General features: G+C 25.9%; 17 protein-coding genes. 11 read left to right on the top strand and 6 right to left on the bottom strand.

Annotated elements, in window-relative coordinates; all coding sequences use genetic code 11:
• Window positions 1-291: 291 nt before the first annotated feature.
• A complete protein-coding gene (rd, locus tag RGC78_RS00630; RefSeq protein WP_252214266.1) occupies window positions 292-453 on the bottom strand; it encodes a rubredoxin in 162 nt (53 codons plus the stop codon).
• A 107-nt stretch (window positions 454-560) separates the two neighbouring features.
• Window positions 561-1748 (bottom strand): anaerobic nitric oxide reductase flavorubredoxin, encoded by a 1188-nt coding sequence (locus tag RGC78_RS00625; protein WP_252214264.1) that lies wholly within the window; start codon window positions 1746-1748, stop codon window positions 561-563.
• Window positions 1749-2100: 352 nt separating this feature from the next.
• On the opposite strand from RGC78_RS00625, the gene rbr reads away from it, so the two are divergent.
• The 4 genes from rbr to RGC78_RS00605 all read left to right on the top strand — a co-directional run bounded on the left by rbr (window position 2101) and on the right by RGC78_RS00605 (window position 6265).
• Window positions 2101-2637 carry a rubrerythrin gene (rbr, locus tag RGC78_RS00620; protein ID WP_252214262.1) on the top strand — a complete coding sequence of 179 codons (537 nt, stop codon included), beginning with the start codon at window positions 2101-2103 and terminating at the stop codon, window positions 2635-2637.
• A gap of 50 nt (window positions 2638-2687) precedes the next feature.
• A complete protein-coding gene (locus tag RGC78_RS00615; protein WP_252214260.1) occupies window positions 2688-3329 on the top strand; it encodes a flavin reductase in 642 nt (213 codons plus the stop codon).
• 174 nt (window positions 3330-3503) lie between these two features.
• Window positions 3504-3893 carry a bacteriohemerythrin gene (locus tag RGC78_RS00610; RefSeq protein ID WP_205449427.1) on the top strand — a complete coding sequence of 130 codons (390 nt, stop codon included), beginning with the start codon at window positions 3504-3506 and terminating at the stop codon, window positions 3891-3893.
• Between the two features lie 677 nt (window positions 3894-4570).
• Complete coding sequence (locus RGC78_RS00605) at window positions 4571-6265, top strand: flavin monoamine oxidase family protein (RefSeq protein WP_252214258.1); 1695 nt, start codon at window positions 4571-4573, stop codon at window positions 6263-6265.
• Window positions 6266-6517: 252 nt separating this feature from the next.
• Here RGC78_RS00605 and RGC78_RS00600 read toward each other — a convergent pair whose 3' ends face one another.
• Both RGC78_RS00600 and RGC78_RS00595 read right to left on the bottom strand, forming a co-directional pair.
• Entirely contained in the window at window positions 6518-7621 is a 1104-nt protein-coding gene (locus tag RGC78_RS00600) for a DEAD/DEAH box helicase (protein ID WP_252214256.1), read from the bottom strand.
• Between the two features lie 323 nt (window positions 7622-7944).
• Window positions 7945-9138, bottom strand: coding sequence for a coenzyme F420-0:L-glutamate ligase (locus RGC78_RS00595; protein WP_252214254.1), 1194 nt, complete (start codon window positions 9136-9138; stop codon window positions 7945-7947).
• A 115-nt stretch (window positions 9139-9253) separates the two neighbouring features.
• Between RGC78_RS00595 and RGC78_RS00590 the strand changes: the two genes are divergently transcribed.
• From RGC78_RS00590 to RGC78_RS00580, 3 genes are all read left to right on the top strand, one after another.
• A complete protein-coding gene (locus RGC78_RS00590) occupies window positions 9254-10135 on the top strand; it encodes a LysR family transcriptional regulator (RefSeq protein WP_252214252.1) in 882 nt (293 codons plus the stop codon).
• 309 nt (window positions 10136-10444) lie between these two features.
• Window positions 10445-10597 (top strand): zinc-ribbon domain-containing protein, encoded by a 153-nt coding sequence (locus tag RGC78_RS00585; protein ID WP_003373161.1) that lies wholly within the window; start codon window positions 10445-10447, stop codon window positions 10595-10597.
• 535 nt (window positions 10598-11132) lie between these two features.
• The gene (locus tag RGC78_RS00580; RefSeq protein ID WP_252226466.1) at window positions 11133-12326 is read left to right on the top strand and encodes a DUF6348 family protein; all 1194 of its coding nucleotides are present in this window, start codon (window positions 11133-11135) and stop codon (window positions 12324-12326) included.
• 94 nt (window positions 12327-12420) lie between these two features.
• Here the strand turns inward: RGC78_RS00580 and RGC78_RS00575 are convergent, their stop codons facing one another.
• Entirely contained in the window at window positions 12421-13440 is a 1020-nt protein-coding gene (locus tag RGC78_RS00575) for an acyltransferase family protein (protein ID WP_252214248.1), read from the bottom strand.
• Between the two features lie 223 nt (window positions 13441-13663).
• On the opposite strand from RGC78_RS00575, the gene RGC78_RS00570 reads away from it, so the two are divergent.
• From RGC78_RS00570 to RGC78_RS00555, 4 genes are all read left to right on the top strand, one after another.
• The gene (locus RGC78_RS00570; RefSeq protein WP_252226468.1) at window positions 13664-14887 is read left to right on the top strand and encodes a class I SAM-dependent rRNA methyltransferase; all 1224 of its coding nucleotides are present in this window, start codon (window positions 13664-13666) and stop codon (window positions 14885-14887) included.
• 268 nt (window positions 14888-15155) lie between these two features.
• On the top strand, window positions 15156-16649 hold the full coding sequence (locus RGC78_RS00565; protein WP_252226470.1) for a methyl-accepting chemotaxis protein: 1494 nt from the start codon (window positions 15156-15158) through the stop codon (window positions 16647-16649).
• Window positions 16650-16899: 250 nt separating this feature from the next.
• Window positions 16900-17586: a hypothetical protein gene (locus tag RGC78_RS00560; RefSeq protein ID WP_252214242.1), complete on the top strand. Its 687-nt coding sequence runs from the start codon at window positions 16900-16902 to the stop codon at window positions 17584-17586.
• 207 nt (window positions 17587-17793) lie between these two features.
• Entirely contained in the window at window positions 17794-20154 is a 2361-nt protein-coding gene (locus RGC78_RS00555; protein ID WP_252226473.1) for an EAL domain-containing protein, read from the top strand.
• A 223-nt stretch (window positions 20155-20377) separates the two neighbouring features.
• Here the strand turns inward: RGC78_RS00555 and RGC78_RS00550 are convergent, their stop codons facing one another.
• Window positions 20378-20560: a hypothetical protein gene (locus RGC78_RS00550; protein WP_252214238.1), complete on the bottom strand. Its 183-nt coding sequence runs from the start codon at window positions 20558-20560 to the stop codon at window positions 20378-20380.
• Between the last annotated feature and the right edge of the window lie 99 nt (window positions 20561-20659).

The raw sequence follows: 20659 nt of genomic DNA, 5'->3' as shown, positions 1-20659 counted from the left end.
ACTCATAATACCTTTAAAACACATTATTTTAAAAGTTATCCACAAATTTTTTAATAATATAAATTCCTAAAGAATAAAAAAATGTGAATTCTGAAGAACCCACATTCATTGTATAATTAATATAAATCAGGATTAGGAAAAGACGTAAAAGAAAACCTGCAATGCTGCTGTAAAAGATGTAATGATGATACATACATTACTATATATGTTATATAGAAGAGGTACATATAATGCACATAGACAAAAACATTGTGCATTATATGTTATTTATTATATTAATTAAAATTTATACTAGTTTTCTTTTTCAAAATCTGATTTTGGAACTCCACATAATGGGCAAACCCAATCTTCTGGAATATCTTGAAATTTTGTTCCAGATGCAACACCATTATCTGGATCACCTGCTGCTTCATCATAAATATAACCACATACTGTACAAACGTATTTTTCCATAATATAAATCCTCCTTTGAATTAGTAATATTAATTAAATATACATATTATAAGAATAATAATTTCCTTGTATATAAAGCAAATTATTAATTGTAAATATGTATATAATTAAAGCTCTTCTGCAATATTTTTTCCAAACTCTCTACATCTCTCTAATGCTTCTTCATCAGGAGTCCATAATTCTCTTATTCCTGAATTAATTGTCTTAATTCCAGCTTTTTCTAATTCTTCTGTAATTAATTTTATAGATTCACCACTCCAACCATAACTACCAAAAGCTGCTCCTTTTTTGCCTTTAAATTTAAAACCTTTTATCATTTCTAGAATTGAAGCTGTTGAAGCCAAAATACCATTATTTATAGTTGAGGAACCTAAAAGAATTATCTTTGACTTGAATGCTTCAACAATTACATCATTCTTATCAGTCTTACCTGAATTAATAATTTTTACTACAACATCTTTATTATTACTTGTTATTCCTTCTGTTATGCATTCTGCCATTCTTCTTGTTGCATTCCACATACTATCATATATTATTGTTATTTGGTTTTCTGCATATTCATTTGCCCATTCTGCATACTTATTTATTATTTGCATTGGATTATCTCTCCATATTATACCGTGACTTGGACAAATCATATCAATTGGTAAGTTAAGGTTTAATATTTCTTCAATTTTCTTTGCAACTTGTCTGTTAAATGGAGCTAAAATATTTGCATAATATTTTAGTGCTTCATGATATAGTTCTGATTGATCAACTTTATCATTATACATAAGCTCTGAAGCATAATGTTGACCAAAACCATCATTACTAAATAATATATTTTCACCTGATAAATATGTAAACATAGTGTCTGGCCAATGAAGCATTGGAGCTTCTATAAAAGTAAGTTTATGCTTACCGATATCTAATGTATCTCCAGTTTTCACTTCCACAAAGTTCCAATCTTGATGATAAAGTCCTTTTAATATTCTAACCCCATTTTTAGCACAATAAATTGGAGTGTTAGGTATTTCTTTCATAAGTTCTACTAAGGCACCACTATGATCAACTTCAGAATGGTTCATAACTATATAATCAATTTTTTGTATATCTACTTCTTTTTTTAAATTAGTAATAAATTCTGTAGTAAATGGTGTCCAAACAGTATCTATTAATACTGTCTTTTCATCTTTGATTAAATATGAATTGTATGAGGAACCTTTATCTGTAGACAATTCATTTCCATGGAATTGTTTTAATTCCCAATCGATTTTTCCAACCCAAGTTACAGTATCATTTATTTTAAAACTCATCTAAATAACCTCCTCTTTCTTTTTTTTATTATATACCATAATTAAGAAAAAATGAATATAGATTTTACAGGACAGTATAGAGTCAGAGTCATCTCACTTATTAGTAAAAGAATTAAATACAAAAATAGTATTTAGTAAAATATTTAATATCGAACTTAAAATATGCAAATAAAGAGGCGTAAATAAAAGGATAGTTATTGATCAGACTTTAAATTTTTATTATATATAACATCAAAATTTGTTAAAAAAATTGGAATTTAATATGCATAATGATATAATATTACATATACAAATAAAAATAATTAACAAATAAAAATAGTTAACTAATGTATATTATAAGGAGAGATGATTTATGAGTAATTTAAAAGGAACAAAGACAGAAGCTAATTTATGGGCTGCATTTGCAGGAGAGTCTCAAGCAAGAAATAAGTATACTTATTTTGCATCAAAAGCTAAAAAAGATGGATTTGTACAAATAGCATCTATTTTCGAGGAAACAGCTAATAATGAAAAAGAACATGCTAAAATGTGGTTTAAACTTTTAAATGGAATTGGCAATACCTCTGATAATTTAAAGTCAGCTGCTGAAGGCGAAAATTACGAGTGGACAGATATGTATGTAAACTTTGCAAAAGAAGCAAAAGAAGAAGGATTTGATAAGATTGCATATTTATTTGAAGAGGTTGCTAAGATTGAAAAGGAGCATGAGGAAAGATATAAAAAATTACTTGCTAATATTGAAGATGATTTAGTATTTTCAAAGGATGGAGATGTAATTTGGAAATGTTCTAATTGTGGACACATATGTATTGGGAAGAAGGCTCCAGAAGTTTGTCCTGTATGTTCACATCCACAAAGCTATTTTGAAATAAAAGCAGAGAATTATTAATTTTAAAATTAGAGAATTATAAATTTTATATATGAAAGAAGGCAACAATTATGAATAACAACGCATTTAGAAACCTATCATATGGAGTTTATATAATTTCTGTATGGGATGAAGGAAGACCAACTGGTTGTACAGCTAATAGTGCTATGCAGATTACATCAGAACCTGCGACAATTGCAATTAGTATAAATCATGATAACTATACAAATCAGTGTATTAAAGAAACAGGAAAATTTGCAATTTCAATTTTAGGAGAGAATTCAGATCCATCAATCATTGGTACTTTTGGATTTCAGTCTGGAAAAAATGTAAATAAATTTGATTCAGTAAAGTATGAAATCAAAGGGAATATGCCAATTGTAACGGAAGGATGTGCTTATATTACCTGTGAGGTAGTTAATAAGATGGAAACAGATACACATACTGTTTTCTTAGGTAAAGTAATAGATGGAGATGTTCTTTCAAAGGATGATGCTATGACATATTCCTATTATCATAAAGTTGTAAAAGGAAAAAGCCCTAAAAATGCTCCAACTTATATTGCAGAAGATACAAAAGTAGAAAACAAGAGTGAAAAATATGTATGCAGTGTATGTGGATATGAGTATTCAGGAGACATTCCATTTGAAGAATTACCAGATGATTATATTTGTCCAATATGTGGTCAGAAAAAATCAGTATTTAAAAAGTAACAATAGAAATGATATTAAAAAGTAAAATAGCGTACAATAAAACTTTGTTGCACATTATTTTACTTTTATTAAATTAGGAGTTTGCTTTAATGTGTAATAATTATTAATTGATAAAATATATTATTGGGTGTATAATAATTACAAAATATAAAGATTGAAAGAAGGTAGTGTTTAATGTATGAATTTAAAGAAGAATATAAGACTGGAATAGATTTTATTGATGAACAGCATAAAGTTCTTTTTGAAATAGCTGATAGAACTTATGCTTTATTAAAAAATGATCTTACAATTGATAAATATGATAAAGTAGTAGATTTAATAAAAGAACTTCAAGACTACACTGTTTTTCATTTTAATGCTGAAGAAGAATACATGAAAAGTATTAATTATAAAAGAATGTTTACTCAGAAAGTTGAGCATGATGCGTTTATAAAAAGAATTAAAGATGTAGATTTTTCAAAGATTGATGAGGATCAAGATGAATATATAGTCAGTATATTGCAACTTCTAAATGATTGGTTAACAGGACATATCTATTCAAATGATAAACTTATAGGAAAATAATTATACTTTTATGCAAAATTAAGATATGTATATAATTATGATAGTGCAAAAAACATTTCAATAATTTTTACAATTGAATAAAAAACATTTATACAAAATCCTTATTATAATTAAGTTCCTACACAAAATACAACTTGGAGATATGTATAAATGTTTATGAACTCAATTATATCAGATGAATTATCACTATACAAATTTTTCAAACAACTAAATAGCAATTCGAGCATTTATAAGCATAAGGATTTCATATCTTCCTTTATAAAATTCACAATATATCTATTCTAAATCTATATTAATATCTTTTGTTATTTCCCATAAGGGACACATTCTTTTATAACTAAACAATATTTTACCCTATCATGAAAGTATCAACTGGAAGAGGAAAAGAAGTACATGAACTTTCATACATATTTGCGATATTATTTACAATTAGATTCATATTAATGCCCGATTAAATGATATGTTGAATTAATTTTCATCAAAGGAAAAATCCTTGACAATACCGGAATGTACTGTTAAGGATTTTTATGTTTAGAGTAATAAATTCTATTTATTTTTTATGTAGATACTTTATTTAATGAATTTTAATCTAAAAAATAATTGGTATGTTATTTTTAAAAAGTAATATATTTAATATATAACTTAAATATATCATTATAAAATGGAGTTGAATTTAGATGAATGCAGAATTTAGATATATACAATCACTCAATCCATCCAATGAAGAAAGATATAAAATGTTAAAAACTGCTTTAGAAAAATCCAATCGTATTGAAGATTTTGATGATATAATATCAGCACTTGCTCCACCAAATGATATTACAACAATTGCCTCTCCAAAAGATTGTAAAGAAATTAAAGTTGGTATAATAGGTGGTGGTCTTGCGGGCGTATCTTCTGCTTTTGAACTTAGAAAGTTAGGTTTTGATGTTACAATCTTTGAAATGCAAAGCAACCGTATTGGTGGTAGAGTCTATACACATTATTTTGATAAAAATAAAAATTTTTATGGTGAACTTGGAGCTATGCGTATACCAATAAGTCATGAAAGTACATGGCATTATATAAATACTTTTAATTTACAAACAAGACCATTTATCCAAACAAATGAAAATGCATTTATGTACATAAGAAATAAACGTGTAAGAAATGATTCTGAAGGTAAAAATGTAATGGAAAAAATTTATCCTGAATTTAATCTAACTCCTGAAGAAAAAAATACCTCTTGGCAAAAACTTATAGATTATGCTCTAGCAGATAATCTTTTAAAGATAAATCCATCTATAAGAAATGAACTATTACATATAAAAAAGCAATATTCAGTTCTAATTCAATCTTTAGACAATTTAAGTATAAGAGATGAATTAAAAAAAATGAACTTAAGTGAAGGTGCTATAGAACTCATATCATGTGTTGCTCCTTTTCTTGGTGCTTTTTATGATAATAGCTATTTAGAAAATTTGCAAGAAGACTATAGTGTAGATTATGCTTATAGATATGAAATAGTTGGTGGTTCAGTTAATTTACCTCTTGCTTTTTATAATTCATTAATTTCTAAAAATCCTAAAGAATATACTAACATAGAAAAAAAGAATTTAGGAAAAGTGACTTTAGAAAATGGAAAAACAGTAACTAGTATATTTAATGATAATAAGAATAATAAAGTTATACTTGAGTATAAATATAAAAATTTTTCAAAAAATTTCAGTAGAAGTTTTGATTATGTTATTTGTGCAATTCCTCTCTCCAGTCTTAGAAATATGAATATATTTCCAATGTTTAGTACTGAAAAAATGCAAGCAATAAAAGAAGTAAATTATTCATCATCTCAAAAAACACTTTTTATGTGTAATGAACGTTTTTGGGAAAAAGGTAATGATAATGAAAAAATATTAGGGGGTGGATCTTACACCGATTTGCCAATTCAAAGTATATGGTATCCATATTATAATTATAATATAAAAAAACATAGTAAATATAATAATTATGGAGTACTTTTAGCTTCATATAATCTTGGACAAGATGCTATACGTTTAGGAAACTTAAATAATGATGTGCGTTTTGAAACGATAAAAAGACAAGTTGAGAAGGTGAATGGTCTCCCAAGTAAATATCTTGATAAAATAGTAATGGATTTTAAAACAATAAATTGGAATAATGAACCTGGAATTTTAGGCGCGTTCTGTTATTTTACACCTAATCAACATACTAACTTTTTATATTCAATGACAAAATCAGAATATAAAGATAAAGTGTATTTTGCAGGTGAACATGCTTCAAATAAACATGGGTGGATGCAAGGGGCTTTAAATAGTGGGATGAATGTTGCTAATTCAATAGCACAACACTGTAAAGAAGTAAAAAAATACTAAATTATATTTTAAATAAAGGCTATGTTTTAAATGTGTGTTGATATATGCAATAGGTAAAGTGGCATTGTAAATGGACTTTTAGAACCCTTAATGAGTATTGTCACATTTACTGCTTGTCCTAATTTTATATTGGGAGCAAGCTAAAATGGGACTATAATCATTTTAGTGTTCTTAAGTTCATTTACTCCACCCACTTTGCTTATGCATATATCAACACTCTGCTAAAACATAGCCTAAATAAAAAGAAATCTTTTAAATTTCACGTCTAGGTATTGTAAATCCTAATTTTTTTTCTATTGCATTTAGATGATAAGAATCTTTTGGTGCAATGAACATACAGGTATAACCATTTTCACCTGCACGTCCTGTTCTTCCTATACGATGAATATAGCTTTCTGGAGTTTCTGGAGCATCATAATTATAAATATGTGAAACACCAGAAATATCTATTCCTCTTGCAGCTACATCTGTTGCTATTAAATATTGAATATCAGCATTTCTAAAAGATTTCATTATTCTTTCACGCTTAGACTGAGGAACATCGCTATGTATTTTTTGACAATTAAGACCTTTTTGATGAAGTGCAATCTCAAGGACATCAGCTCTGCGTTTAGTTCTACAAAATATCATTGCCATAAATGGATTATCTTCTTGCAAAGTAGTACAAAGGGCATCTTGTTTCCATCTATCAGTGGTTTCTACAACTTGCTGTTTGATTTTATCAACAGCTATAGTTGGTGATTTTATGTCTATAAATAATGGATCAATCATATATCTATAGGCAAGTTTTTTTACTTGTGAATCCATAGTAGCGGAAAAACAAAGTGTTTGGTGCTTTTTTGAAGCTGCTTTCATAATTTTTTCAATATCATTTTTAAATCCCATTAATAACATTTGGTCAGCTTCATCTATAACTATAGTTTTTAGCTTTGATAAGTCGATAGTTTTTCTATCAATATGATCAAGCAGTCTACCAGGAGTGGCAATAACCAAATGTATATTATGTTTAAGTTTTTTTAATTGACTTCCAATATCCTTACCACCATATGCAGCTAATATATTAATATCATTATTTACATTAAGTTTTTTTGTTTCCTCTGTTATTTGAATTGCTAATTCTCTAGTAGGAGACAGAATTAACACCTGTGTTCCATTAGTATTAGGTGATATGTTTTGAAAAATGGGAAGAAGAAAAGCAAGAGTTTTTCCAGTTCCAGTTTTTGCTTCTCCGATAACATCTTTACCTGATAAAATTTGTGGTATACTTTCTTCCTGAATTGGAGTTGGAGTTTTAATTCCATTTTTGTTTAGTACATTAACTATATTTTCATTTATGCCTAAAGTTTTAAAGTTCATAATTATTATCCTTTCAATCAGTATATTTTAATATTATGCAAATGTAAGAAAATAATAGCCTAAAATAGACTAGCAGATGAGACTATTATTTCTTAGAATATCCATTAAATAAATAAAAGCTTGGTATCTGTTAAAAACAACCAAGCTCTACAAATAATCAATATTTAAATAATAACTGTTTTAGTAAAATAATATCACTTAAAAGTATTGTAGTCAATGAAATTTGATTTATAACATAGGGTTGGATAACCAGAGTATATTGATATGAAAAATAGCCACTTAGAAGTTAATTTATCTAAGTGGCTATTATATTTAATTAAGTATTATTTTGTGTAGTTATCGAAATATCCTTGAATGAAGATTATTGGTGTTCCTTTATCTCCACTACCTGAAGTTAAGTCAGATAATGATCCAATAAGGTCAGTAAGTCTTCTTGGTGTTGTACCTTGTGCAGCCATAGAACCTACTAAATCAGCCTCTTTATTCTTAATGTAATTTGAAATTGCAGTTTTTAATTCTTCACCTTTTAAATCTGCAAAATCATTATCTGCAAGATATTTTAATTTAATTTCATTTGGAGTTCCGTCTAATCCTTGAGTATAAGCTGGAGAAACAACTGGGTCAGCAAGTTCCCAAATCTTACCTACTGGATCTTTGAAAGCGCCATCTCCGTAAATCATAACTTCAACATTTTTACCTGTCTTTTCTTTAAGTAAAGCTTGTATATTATCTACGATTGGTTGACAATCACGAGGGAATAACTTCACTGTTTGTTCAGTTGATTTATTAGAACCTAATAATCCATAAGCTTCATTGCATCCGCTTCCATCAATTGATTCTGATAATATATTATCTAAGCTATATACTTTTTCTCCACCGTTAGCTTTTAATATTCTCTTAGTTCTAAATCTTGTATGTATATCACAAGTAAGAACGCTCTTAGTGTAATTTAAAATAGTCTTACAATCATTTGAGAAGATAACTTCACATTCTATACCGTATTCTTCTATTAAAGATTTATAGTAGTCGATATAATCAACTCCTGTGAAAGGATGCTTGTTATATCCAAATAATTCACGGAATTTTGCTTCAGTTAAAACATCTGTCCAAGGATTAACACCTTTTTCATCTAAAAGATCTAAATCTACTAAGTGATTTCCAACTTCATCTGATGGATAGCTTAACATTAAAACTATTTTCTTAGTAGCTCCTTTAGCAATACCACGTAAACAAATAGCAAAACGGTTACGGCTTAAGATAGGGAATATAACACCAATTGTATCATCACCAAACTTAGATTTAACATCTGTAGCTATGTTATCTATTGAAGCATAGTTTCCTTGAGCACGTGCAACAACTGATTCAGTTACAGTAACTATATCTTTATCATTAATAGAAATTCCTTCAGATGCTGAAGCTCTTAATACGCTATCAACTACGATTTCTTCAATTTTGTCTCCTTCTTTTATAATTGGACAACGAAGTCCTCTAACAACTGTTCCGATAACTCTTTCCACAATAATCTCTCCCTTAAAATAAATTCAAAATAATATGGTTTATACTTGTAATATACTCCAATTAATGATATAAGTAAAATAAATAGTAAATATATCTAATATAAGGAGAGCTTATATGATAAGTAAATTAGATCTATATAAAATTTTTCGTCAAGTAGGAAAAAGTAAGAGCTTTTCAAAGGCGGCAGAGGAACTTTATATGACACAACCAGCTATAAGTCAATCTATAATGCAGCTTGAAAGAGAATTAGACACTCGTCTTTTTAATAGAACACCTAAGGGAGTATCACTAACTAATGAAGGAAAACATCTCTTTGAATATGTAGATTCAGCTATAGGTTTAATAGAAGCTGGAGAAGAAAAGATTTTAGAATTTCACAATTTATCTGTAGGAGAACTTAAAATTGGTGTGTGTGATACAATTTCAAAATATTATTTAATGCCTTATTTGGAGAAGTTTCATAATATGTATCCTAATATTAAGTTTAAAATCATTAATAGTACAACATTAGAGCTGTGCACACTTATAAAAGGTGGTGAGATAGACATAGCAATATGTAATTTTCCAATAGATGACCCATCTTTAGAATTAAGACCATGTGTAGAAGTACAAGATATTTTCGTTTGTGGAGAGAAGTACAAGTATTTATTAAATGATAATATGTCACTTGACGATGTGGCTAATTTGCCGTTAATATTTTTAGAACAAACATCAAATTCAAGAAAATATGTGGAAAATTTTATGATTTCAAAAGGTATAAAAATATCACCAGAGTTTGAACTCGGTTCATATGATTTGCTCTTAGAATTTGCAAAAATAAATTTAGGAATAGCATGTGTAGTTAAGGAATTTGCAAAGGAATATTTAAATAAAGGTTTAATATATGAAGTAAAAACAGTAGAAGAAATTCCTAAAAGAAATATAGGGGTGTGTTATTTAAAAAGAGTTCCACTTTCATTAGCTTCAACTAAATTTGTAGAAATAATTGAAGGATAAGCTTGTTAAATATCAATTATATGGTAGCATAGAAAATTTTAAGAAAGGATATAACTTCAGAGAACATATTTTTAGATATTATCAATAAAAATGTTTAACAAATTAAAATATAAGTTAATTGTATTGTATATATGAAAGTATAGATTAAATATATAAAATAATAAAATTACCTTGTAATAAATAAAGTTATGTGTTATTATAAATGAGTAGCAGAAATGTTACTAAAATAAAGACTTGTATTTGATAAATAGTTTCTCGTAAATGGAGATTATTAATGAATTAAGATCTTTAAATTAGGGAGGAATTATTATGACAGATAAGACAATAGTATGCAGAGATTGCGGTAGCGAATTCATATTTTCAGTAGGAGAACAAGAATTCTACAAAGAAAAAGGATTCGATAATGAACCAACAAGATGTGCAGCTTGTAGAAGAGCTAAAAAAGAACAAAATAGAAGATAATTTTATATTGTTATAAATAAGACTGTAGTTTAAACTACAGTCTTTTTTGTTATAAAGATTTATTAATAAAAATAAGAACCAGTAGGCAAAATTTATTGAAGGCTTAACTTACTGGCTTCTAGAAATTAATTTATTATGAGTGTATAAGTATGCTTATAATAAATTTTTATAAAATGTCAAGGCTCATACCATAATATGTATAATTAATACGAGTTTTGAGGAGAATTCATTGATTAAATACTGCTAAATATTGTTTATGATAGAGAATTAATAAAAGAAATATTAATATATAATTAAAAGAAATATTATAAATATGTAAAATTCTTATAGATAATATTGCTAATCTTTAGGATTTTTTTTGTTTTTTATAAAATAAATATATATTCTATTAAAAACTTTAAGTATAAAAATAGGGATAAATATAAAGTAATGGAAAAATAATCCGATATTAAAGTGTAACTTAACTAATAGGTTTTTATATGTTAAAGAGGTTAAGTAAATTACTAAAAATCAAATTAAAAGGAAAAATAATCAAATGAGAATATTTAACAAGATATTTAATAGAAAAAGTAAAAATATAAAAGATATAGAAACCAATAAGGAATATATGAAAAGTAATGTAAATTTAACTAATGATCAAAAAGTTATTAGAGTACTAAACAATGTAATAAAAGGAAGTGAAATAAAAAATGAAAATTTATATATTAAAGACATAGAATTAAGAATAGAAGCACATGTATCACAAATAAATAAAGGATTTATTCAAGTTATATTTGTACTTAAGCATGAGATTTTTGATGAAGATTTACTTGAATGTGTAGCAGGAGTTGGAAGTAATATTAATTCAGCTATTGAACATGCAGTATCTAGTTTTTCTTTATCATCATTATGTGGAATAACACATGCATTAAGAAATGAAGAAGGTTATAAATTAAAAATAAAATATTATGATAAAATAAATGAGTTTACGCTCTATAAAAGCTGTTTAACAGCTCAAGGAAAAAAGTTGGAAGGTAAAAAAATAGATTATTGGGAACTATTGGGGGAAGAAATAAAAAAGCGCTTAGGAAATAAAAGGGTTTATTATATAAAGATATATGCATCTAAAACTGGTAATTCAACAAACTGCGAATGTAGAATAAATGGAACAGTTAATATTAGCATAAGTAAGATTATTAATGAACATATTAAAGTGTGGAAAATAGAAGAAGCATTGTATTCCGAAAAACAAATTTTTGTTTTAATTCAAGGAAAAAATACATATGTACCATATAATTTTACCCCAATACATATTAGTAATATTACTATGAAAGCATTGGATTTATACAAACAATGTGATTCAGCAGAAAAATACAATAATTTATATACTCAAATTTTTAATTTCTGTGCTGATAACACTTTAACTACTGAATTATTTTGCTTTATACCAGAAATTTTTTGTGAGTTTATATTCCCAGAGGTAAAGTATTCAGATGAAATTATATTACTAAAAGGAAATGAAAAGATTCAATTATTTAAAGAACAAATTATGTCTTATAATTTAATATATGATATTATTGAAAGAACTATTAAAAGTGGATACTATGAAAATAGTGAGATAATGAATATTGTTTTTAAAAGTTCATTATTTAATGCAATTAATAAAGCTTTAAATAATGGGAGTAAAATGGAGAGTTTATGTATGACTTCTTTAGCATTTAATGTTAGAGCTGATTATAGAGTTTTTTAAGTAACTAAATATAAAAGGTTGTTACATTTTGAACTGCTCCCTGTTAAGCAGACAGGGAGCAGTTCATTTTATTTTGTAACAACCTTTTTAAGATTTACTTTTCCTTAGCAAATATTTTTTTATTAAGACCATTTAAGAAACAATTAAATTTAATAGCTACAACATCTCGTGAAAGTAAAAATGTAATAATAAAAGTACCTATTATAATGATTATAAATTTAACAATATCACTTGGTATAAGAGAACATATGCCCAACACAACACCAATAAAATAAGTATGTAGTAAATATACTGATAAAGTATTTCTACCCAATTTGCATAAAAAAGTTTCCTTTTTAGTTACCAAATTTGCAAATACATATATAAATAGAAAACCAATTCCGTAGTTTAGTGTAGCAAGAATAATACTTTTTATCATACCTATTTCAAAATGATTATAAGAACGATCAGCCCATAAAAATTCTCCTGGAATATTAAAAAGCTTAACAAATAGAATTGCAAGTGTAATACCTATACCAGTAATTAATATAGAAGGGACTTGTCCAAATTTTCTTAATTCATGTAATTTTTTTTCACTTGTATAATATCCAGCTAGAAAGAATGGAGTAAATGCAAGAGTACGTGAAAGCGACATGAATGTACCTAATTCACTAAAAAGTCTAGCAGCTATTCCTACAATGATACTGATCATAAATATATTTCTAATTTTTAAAAGATCTGGTAAAAATATTTTCCAAAGGAACATTGAAAATATATACCATAATGCCCACCCAGGAGTAAAAAATGAAAATACAGTTATACTTGTAATTTCAACAGCATTATTTCCTAGAAAATATCTAGAATACATCTCAATTATATTCCATATTATGTTGAAAAATAGAAATGGTATAAATAAATTTTTTACTGCATTTTTACGTCCTTTTTCTATATTTTTAGAAAGATAACCTGATATAAAGATGAATACTGGCATATGAAAAAGATAAACAAAGGTATACATAATTCTAACAATATCATAATCCTTTCGTAAGAATTCTAAGCTATGTCCTAAGACTACTAGAAAAATTAATATACCTTTACTATTATCAATTAAATAATTCCTATGCGTTTCTACCATTTTATTAACCCCTTTTATTAATCAAAATAAGAGTATTCTTATTTATATCTTAATATAATTTTAAAATTCATACTATTTATACTAAAACATAGTGTTGCCTTAGAGTCAATAGTATTAGGATATGTTAATTTAACCATTTTATTAATTACATAAATTAAAAATCTTTGCTATATAATTGAGATAAATATATAATATAAGTATTAATTTAAGGTAGGGATAACAAATGAAAGAATTAAAAGTTATAGTGAAAAATGAATATGTAAAAAAATATAGCAATAAATATGCATTAATATCAGCGGAAACATTAGAAAATCCACAGGTGTTAAAAAATGAAGGAGATATTATTACATTAGTAGATAAGAAGCAACAATTTTTAGGTAAAGGCTATTATGGAAAGCAAAACAAGGGTTGTGGTTGGGTTTTAAGTAATAGTAAAAAGTGTAATTTTGATAATAAGTTTTTCTATGATAAGTTAAGAAATGCTTTTTCAAAAAGAATGAAATTATACCATTCTAAAGATACAAATGCTTTTAGAGTATTTAATGGCAGCGGTGATGGAATTGGTGGATTAACTATAGATTATTTTGATGAATATTATCTTATAACCTGGTATAGCAAAGGTATTTATGCATTCAAGGAGTATATAATAAAATCTATAAAATCTTTAGTTTCATTTGAAGGAATATATGAAAAGAAGAGATTTGAAGACAATGGAATGGTTGTAGATGAAGATAGCTATTACTGTGGTCAAAAAGCACCAGAACCTTTAGTTGTTAAAGAAAACAACGTGAATTTTGCCATTTATTTAAATGATGGTGCTATGGTTGGGGTATTCTTAGATCAAAAGGATGTTAGAAAATCTATAAAGAATACTTATTCTAATGGTAAGAGAGTATTAAACACTTTTTCATATACAGGAGCATTCTCAATGGCAGCAGCAATGGGTGGTGCTATAACTACTAGTGTGGATTTGGCAGGTAGAAGTTTAAAAAAGACTATTGAAAATTTTGAATTAAATAAGATTGATCTAAATAATCATGAAATTATTGTAGAAGACATATTCCATTACTTTAAGGAAGCTAAAAAAGATAATAAGAAATTTGATTTAGTTATATTAGATCCTCCAAGTTACGCTACTTCTAAAGATAATACATTTAGTGCAGCAAGTAATTACAAAGATTTAGTTAAGAGTGCTATTGATGTTACTGAAGATGAGGGAGTAATAGTTTGTTCTACTAATTGTTCTACATTTAATATGGATAAATTTAAGAAGTTTATTGATAAAGCATTTGTAGAAAGTAATAAGAAGTATTTTATTCTTGAGGAACATACATTACCAGAGGATTTTGCGGTTTCAGATAAATATCCTGAAGGCGATTATCTTAAGGTAGTTTTTGTTAAAGTATACTGTGATAAATTAATGAATGAAATTGAAAATATGAACTAAGATTATAAACAATAAATATAGAATAAAGCATTGTTAAATAGTGTTTAAAATTAAGATTTAGATTTAATCTAGATCTTTTTTTATTGATATGAATAAATTAATACATTAATATATATGAAGTTTTAAACAACATGTTGAAATCTTATTAAAGCAAAATAGATTAATATCGATAATATATAATGAAATTGCAATTTAATTTAATAAAGAATCTAATTTACAAGATACTATAAAATTTTAGTACACTAGATATAAGAAGGAGATGTATAAGGTGGGAAATAACTGGGGGTTCGATGTAAAAAAGATACATAAGGTAAATTATATAACTATAATTGTTATATGTTTACTTATGAGTGTAACTACTATGTCAATGCTTAACTTTAAAGTAAGTATGGAAGACTTATTACCATTCATAATAATATTAATAGGTTCAACTATCATATACTTTGCGAATATAAGGGATATGATAAAAGCTATAGCATTTAGTTTAGCTATAATACTTTCAAATTTTGGGTATTTTTTATCTGCGAATTTTAATGAACAAACCATAGCTTCTGATACATTAGTTTTTGTAGCAGGAATAGTATGTGCAGCATTATATTTTAGCAAAAAATTATTGGTTACTAATGCACTTATTTTGGATATATGTATTGCAATATTATTTTGGGTTAATCCAGGAAGTATTTTAGGAAAAAGTTTTTCATATTCTAATATGCTAAATTTTTTTGTAATTTTAAATGGAATTATAATTTTAATCTATTGTCTTACTATTTGGGGGGGACAGCTTATTGAAGCAGCAAATAAAAAATCTTCAGAAAGTAAAAATTTAATAGATAAATTAGATGAACTGTTATTAAATATTAAAAGTGTTACTAATGACTTAGATGGTAACATCGAAAATTTTTCTGAAGATATTAAACTTGTTAATGGTACTAGTAAAGATATAAATGAGTCTATGGAACAAATAAATATTGGAGTTCAAGAAATAGTAAGGAGTATGTCAGATATAAACTTAAGAATAAATAACTCAACTGATTCATTGAATAAAACTAGTGACATATCTAATTCAATATCTATGATAGCAAATGAGATGAATGATAATGTTAAAGATGGATCAGAAAAAATCAATTCTATGAATAGTACTATGGAGACAATTAAATCAGCTGTAGAAATATCTTTGGATACAGTTAACACTCTAAAAAATAGCATTGATAAAATAAATTCTGAAATTAATAGTATTTATGAGATTTCATCTCAAACTAATTTATTATCATTAAATGCAAGCATTGAAGCAGCTAGAGCTGGAGAACATGGAAAGGGATTTGCTATAGTTGCAGAAGAAGTTAAAGAACTTGCTGATCAAAGTACTAAGATAGTAAAAAATATTTATGAAATAATTACTGAAATAAATTTAATTACTAATGATGCAGTTGTTAAGGTTTCTGAAGGAAACACTTCAGCAGATGATGGAATTAAAGTTGTTAATGATGTGTGTAGTTCTTTCAATAACATTGAAGAATATTTTAAAACAATGAATGAGTATATAGGAGAAGAACATACTCTTATTAAAAATGTAGTGGATAATTTTATACCTATAAAAATAGAGATTGAAGGGATAGGAAGTATTACTGAAGAACATTCAGCATCTACAGAAGAAATTGATAGAACAATCAATGAGCAAAGCAAGAAAATTAACTCAATGACTTTATCTATAGAAGAAATTAGCGAATTAAGTAAAAATTTAAAGAAACTTTCTTCTAGATAGATAGTAATTAAAAAACATAGAGAGAAAGCAGTACGTTAACATTTATTTAGTGAAAAAGAAATTTAATATTTTAAATACAAGTTAAAATGCATACTGTAAATTAGTATGCATTTTTGTTAATTTCAATAAATTAATGTATTAATATATTCAAAATATAAACAAAAATGACAACGATTACTAAAGTTAAATGTATTAATATCGATAATATATAATGGAATTGGAAATTAATTTGATTAGGAGATGTATTAAAATGGAAAACGATTGGAGTTTTGATATTAAAATTATACATAAAGTAAATTATATAACTATAATTGTTATAAGTTTACTTATGAGTTTAACTACTATGTCAATGCTTAATTTTAAACTACGTATTAATGATTTATTACCATTCATAATAACAATAATAGTTTCAATTATAATATTTTTTTCAAATATAAATGATTTCATAAAAGCTATATCTTTTAGCTTAAGTATAATACTCTCAAATTTTGGATATCTTTTATTTGCAAACTTTAATGAACAAACTACTGCATCGGATGCATTAGTTTTTGAAGCAGGTATTGTATGTGGTGCATTATATTTTAGTAAAAAAGTATTAATTATAGATGCATTTGTTTTAGATATATGCATTGCAATCTTATTTTTGTTTAATCCTAGAAGTCTTTTAGGGGAAAATTTTTCATACTCAAATATGTTAAATTTTTTTGTTATTTTAAATGGAATCACAATTTTAATTTACTGTATTACTATCTGGAATAGAAAATTAATTGAAGTAGTAGATAAAAAGTTTTTAGAAAGTAGGGAGTTAGCAGATAAATTGGATGCAATCTTATTAAATAAGACTAGTGAGATATCTAATTCAATATCTACAATATCAAATGAAATAAATGATAATGCTGAATATGAAGCAGAAAAGATTAACAATATAATAGATTAAAGAAAATTTCAAAGTAATTAGCAAAAAATAACTGGTTAGGAGAAGTTCAATTACTCAGTCCATTTTACTTATGTATATATCAACACTCTACTATAAAACATAGCCAATATTTTTATTATAGAGTAAGAAAAAACAAGATATTAAGGAATATTTTATTTCATTATGCTATACTACTGATTATAGGATATATTAGGAGGCAATTCACGGATGGATAAAAGGCAACTAGTTATAATCTCTAGTAATGCAAAAAAATTTTTAGAAGTATCTAATAAAGCTAAAAATAATAAATTTGAATTTTCAATACATGAAAGCATAGATGAAGTTATTAAGTTAGATGAAAATTTAATAATAATAGACACTAATGTAGGTAATGAAGAAGTTATTAGAACTATAAAAAAACTAAAGAATGAATTTTTAAAAGTTAAATTAGGAATTATAATATGTATAGATAAAGAGAATATTGAGAGTTTAAAAGAGTACATAAAAATTGGAGCAGATGATTATATATTAAAACCATTTAGCTTTGAAGAAATAGATTTAAGAATTAGTAATCAAATTAAGTTAATGAAAGCAGAAACAAATTCTAAGATAAAAGATATTCAGTTTGATGCATTATTAAATAACACTCCTTTTATGGCTTGGTTTAAGGACAAAGACAGTAATTATATTAAGGTAAACAATGAATTCATGGAACATAGTGGAAAAACCATGAAGCAAATAAAAGGCAAAGGTGATCATTATGTATGGAGTGGAATGGTAGGAGATAGGTGTAGACAGTTTGATTTAGAAGTAATGAATAAAAGAACACAAGTAGTTTTTGATGAGATAATTCCTGGAGCGAAGGGATTTAAGCAATTTAACATGTATAAGGCACCAGTATTAAATGAATTTGATGAAGTAATAGGTACTATAGGTATTGCAAGAGATATTACTGATTTAAAAAATAAAGATGCAAAATTACAAATACTCATGAATAATTTACCATTTCCAGTATGGTTAACTGATACGAAAGCAAGATACGTTAATGGAAACAATAAATTTTCAGATTATTTTAATGTAAACATAGATGAATTAATAGGAAAAGTCCCACATGAATTTTTTGGAGAAGATGTTGTAGAAAATATTCATGATGAAAATAATGAAGTAATGGAATCCAAAGAGACTAGAAAATTTGAGTCTGATATTAAAATTAAAGGTGAAATTAGAAATGTAGAAATATATAAAACTCCAGTTTTTGATATAGGAAATAAGGTTATTGGTATCACTAGTGCTCTTATAGATATTACAGAGATTAAAGAAGCACAAAGAAAAATAAAGAAACAAGCTTTTACAGATGCTTTAACTCAAATATCAAATAGAACTGCATTATATGATTATATGAAAGATGAAAATGATTATAGTAAAATAGGTATGATGCTTATAGATATTGATAACTTTAAAGATATTAATGATTATTATGGTCACAACTTTGGTGATAAAGTAATTGTACATGTAGCAAATGAACTTAAGGAAATCTGTAACGATGCTTTTATATGTAGATTTGGCGGAGATGAATTTTTGATTGTTTTTAAAGATGTAGAAAATGAAGATGTTATAAGTAATCAAGCTGAAAAAATATTAGAAAAAATACGTTTGTATAAAGAGCATGATTTTTCTGTTAGTATAGGTATTGCAATGGGAGATAATATATCAGATATAAATAGGTTGCTTGTAAAGGTAGACCTTGCAATGTACAAATCTAAAGAATTAGGTAAAAATAGATTTATGACATATACTAAAGAATTAGAAGCAGAAAAAAACTTAACTTTAAATATAGAAAAAGATTTAAAGTATGCAATAGCCAAAAATGAAGTAAAGGTATTTTATCAACCACAGTATACAATAGATAGAAAACTAAAAGGATTTGAAGCGTTATTTAGATGGCAAAGTAAAAAATATGCTAGTGTTCCTGTTATAAAAATAATAGAAGTTATGGAAAGCACAAACTTAATAATAGATATGGGCTATTATATAATGCGTGAAGCTTGTAAATTTGCAAAAAAAATAAATGTAAATAGAAAAGCGAAGATAGTAGTTTCAATAAATATATCTGCTATTCAAATAATGGAAAAAGATTTTATAAAAAAGGTAAAATCAATAATTAATAAGACTGGTGTATCTATTAATTGTATTGGAATAGAAATAACAGAAACAATATTAGTTAAAAATATAGAAGAAAATATAATGAAGATTAAAGAATTAAAGGATATGGGAATTATAATTAGTTTAGATGATTTTGGTACAGGCTATTCATCTCTTAATTATATTGTAAATATGCCTTTATCATTAATAAAGATAGATAAGAGTTTTATTAGCGGAATGAATGTAAAAAAAGAATATATAAAGCTTTTAAGATTAATTATTGCATCAGCTCATTCATTAAATTTACCAATAGTAGCTGAAGGGGTAGAAACTGAAGAACAATTAGAAAAATTAAATAAAATGAATGTAGATTATGTTCAAGGATTTTTATTTTCTAAACCAGTAGAGGAAGAAAAAGCATTTAAATTATTAGAACTTGAATCATAAATTTACCATACAACTTAAAATTTTGTTGTATAACTATAATAAGCAAATATTTTATAAATATACTATTGTACGTGGTTAGTTAAAAAGTGTATAATGAAATGGCAGGTTATTAATTAAAATTACGAATGCGGGCTACATCTTAAGAATATTTCATATTTTTAAGATGTAGCCCAAATTTTTATATATTATATGAGAGGATTTAATTTTATTATAAGGAAGAGATTTAATTAAATATATAAGGATATCGGCTTTTACATATATTGATACAGTCTTTAACAGTATTTTCTCCATAATAGTTTATTAACTCAACAATAACTAATCCTAAAGCATTTTCTACTTTTGCTACATATAAAATGTGAACTAACTTATCGGTTAAATTATCAAAATTAAAACAATGTTTACTCATAATATAATAAATCCTCTCTAATTATAATTTATTAAATATATATTCATCTTTCAGGTATTCAATGACTAAAATCCAAAGATAATAAGATATATTTTAGAA

The sequence above is a fragment of the Clostridium aquiflavi genome (assembly GCF_031344075.1).
GTDB classification, from domain to species: Bacteria; Bacillota; Clostridia; order Clostridiales; family Clostridiaceae; genus Clostridium; species Clostridium aquiflavi.
Note: the sequence above shows the minus strand (reverse complement) of the source record. Positions and strands in the feature narration are given on the sequence as shown.

Coding starts and splice junctions, on each gene's coding strand:
- RGC78_RS00560 (WP_252214242.1), top strand. CDS start 16,900: ATGGAAAACGATTGGAGTTTTGATATTAAAATTATACATAAAGTAAAT.
- RGC78_RS00605 (WP_252214258.1), top strand. CDS start 4,571: ATGAATGCAGAATTTAGATATATACAATCACTCAATCCATCCAATGAA.
- RGC78_RS00615 (WP_252214260.1), top strand. CDS start 2,688: ATGAATAACAACGCATTTAGAAACCTATCATATGGAGTTTATATAATT.
- RGC78_RS00590 (WP_252214252.1), top strand. CDS start 9,254: ATGATAAGTAAATTAGATCTATATAAAATTTTTCGTCAAGTAGGAAAA.
- RGC78_RS00570 (WP_252226468.1), top strand. CDS start 13,664: ATGAAAGAATTAAAAGTTATAGTGAAAAATGAATATGTAAAAAAATAT.
- RGC78_RS00580 (WP_252226466.1), top strand. CDS start 11,133: ATGAGAATATTTAACAAGATATTTAATAGAAAAAGTAAAAATATAAAA.
- rd (WP_252214266.1), bottom strand. CDS start 453: ATGGAAAAATACGTTTGTACAGTATGTGGTTATATTTATGATGAAGCA.
- RGC78_RS00610 (WP_205449427.1), top strand. CDS start 3,504: ATGTATGAATTTAAAGAAGAATATAAGACTGGAATAGATTTTATTGAT.
- rbr (WP_252214262.1), top strand. CDS start 2,101: ATGAGTAATTTAAAAGGAACAAAGACAGAAGCTAATTTATGGGCTGCA.
- RGC78_RS00575 (WP_252214248.1), bottom strand. CDS start 13,440: ATGGTAGAAACGCATAGGAATTATTTAATTGATAATAGTAAAGGTATA.
- RGC78_RS00600 (WP_252214256.1), bottom strand. CDS start 7,621: ATGAACTTTAAAACTTTAGGCATAAATGAAAATATAGTTAATGTACTA.
- RGC78_RS00585 (WP_003373161.1), top strand. CDS start 10,445: ATGACAGATAAGACAATAGTATGCAGAGATTGCGGTAGCGAATTCATA.
- RGC78_RS00625 (WP_252214264.1), bottom strand. CDS start 1,748: ATGAGTTTTAAAATAAATGATACTGTAACTTGGGTTGGAAAAATCGAT.
- RGC78_RS00550 (WP_252214238.1), bottom strand. CDS start 20,560: ATGAGTAAACATTGTTTTAATTTTGATAATTTAACCGATAAGTTAGTT.
- RGC78_RS00555 (WP_252226473.1), top strand. CDS start 17,794: ATGGATAAAAGGCAACTAGTTATAATCTCTAGTAATGCAAAAAAATTT.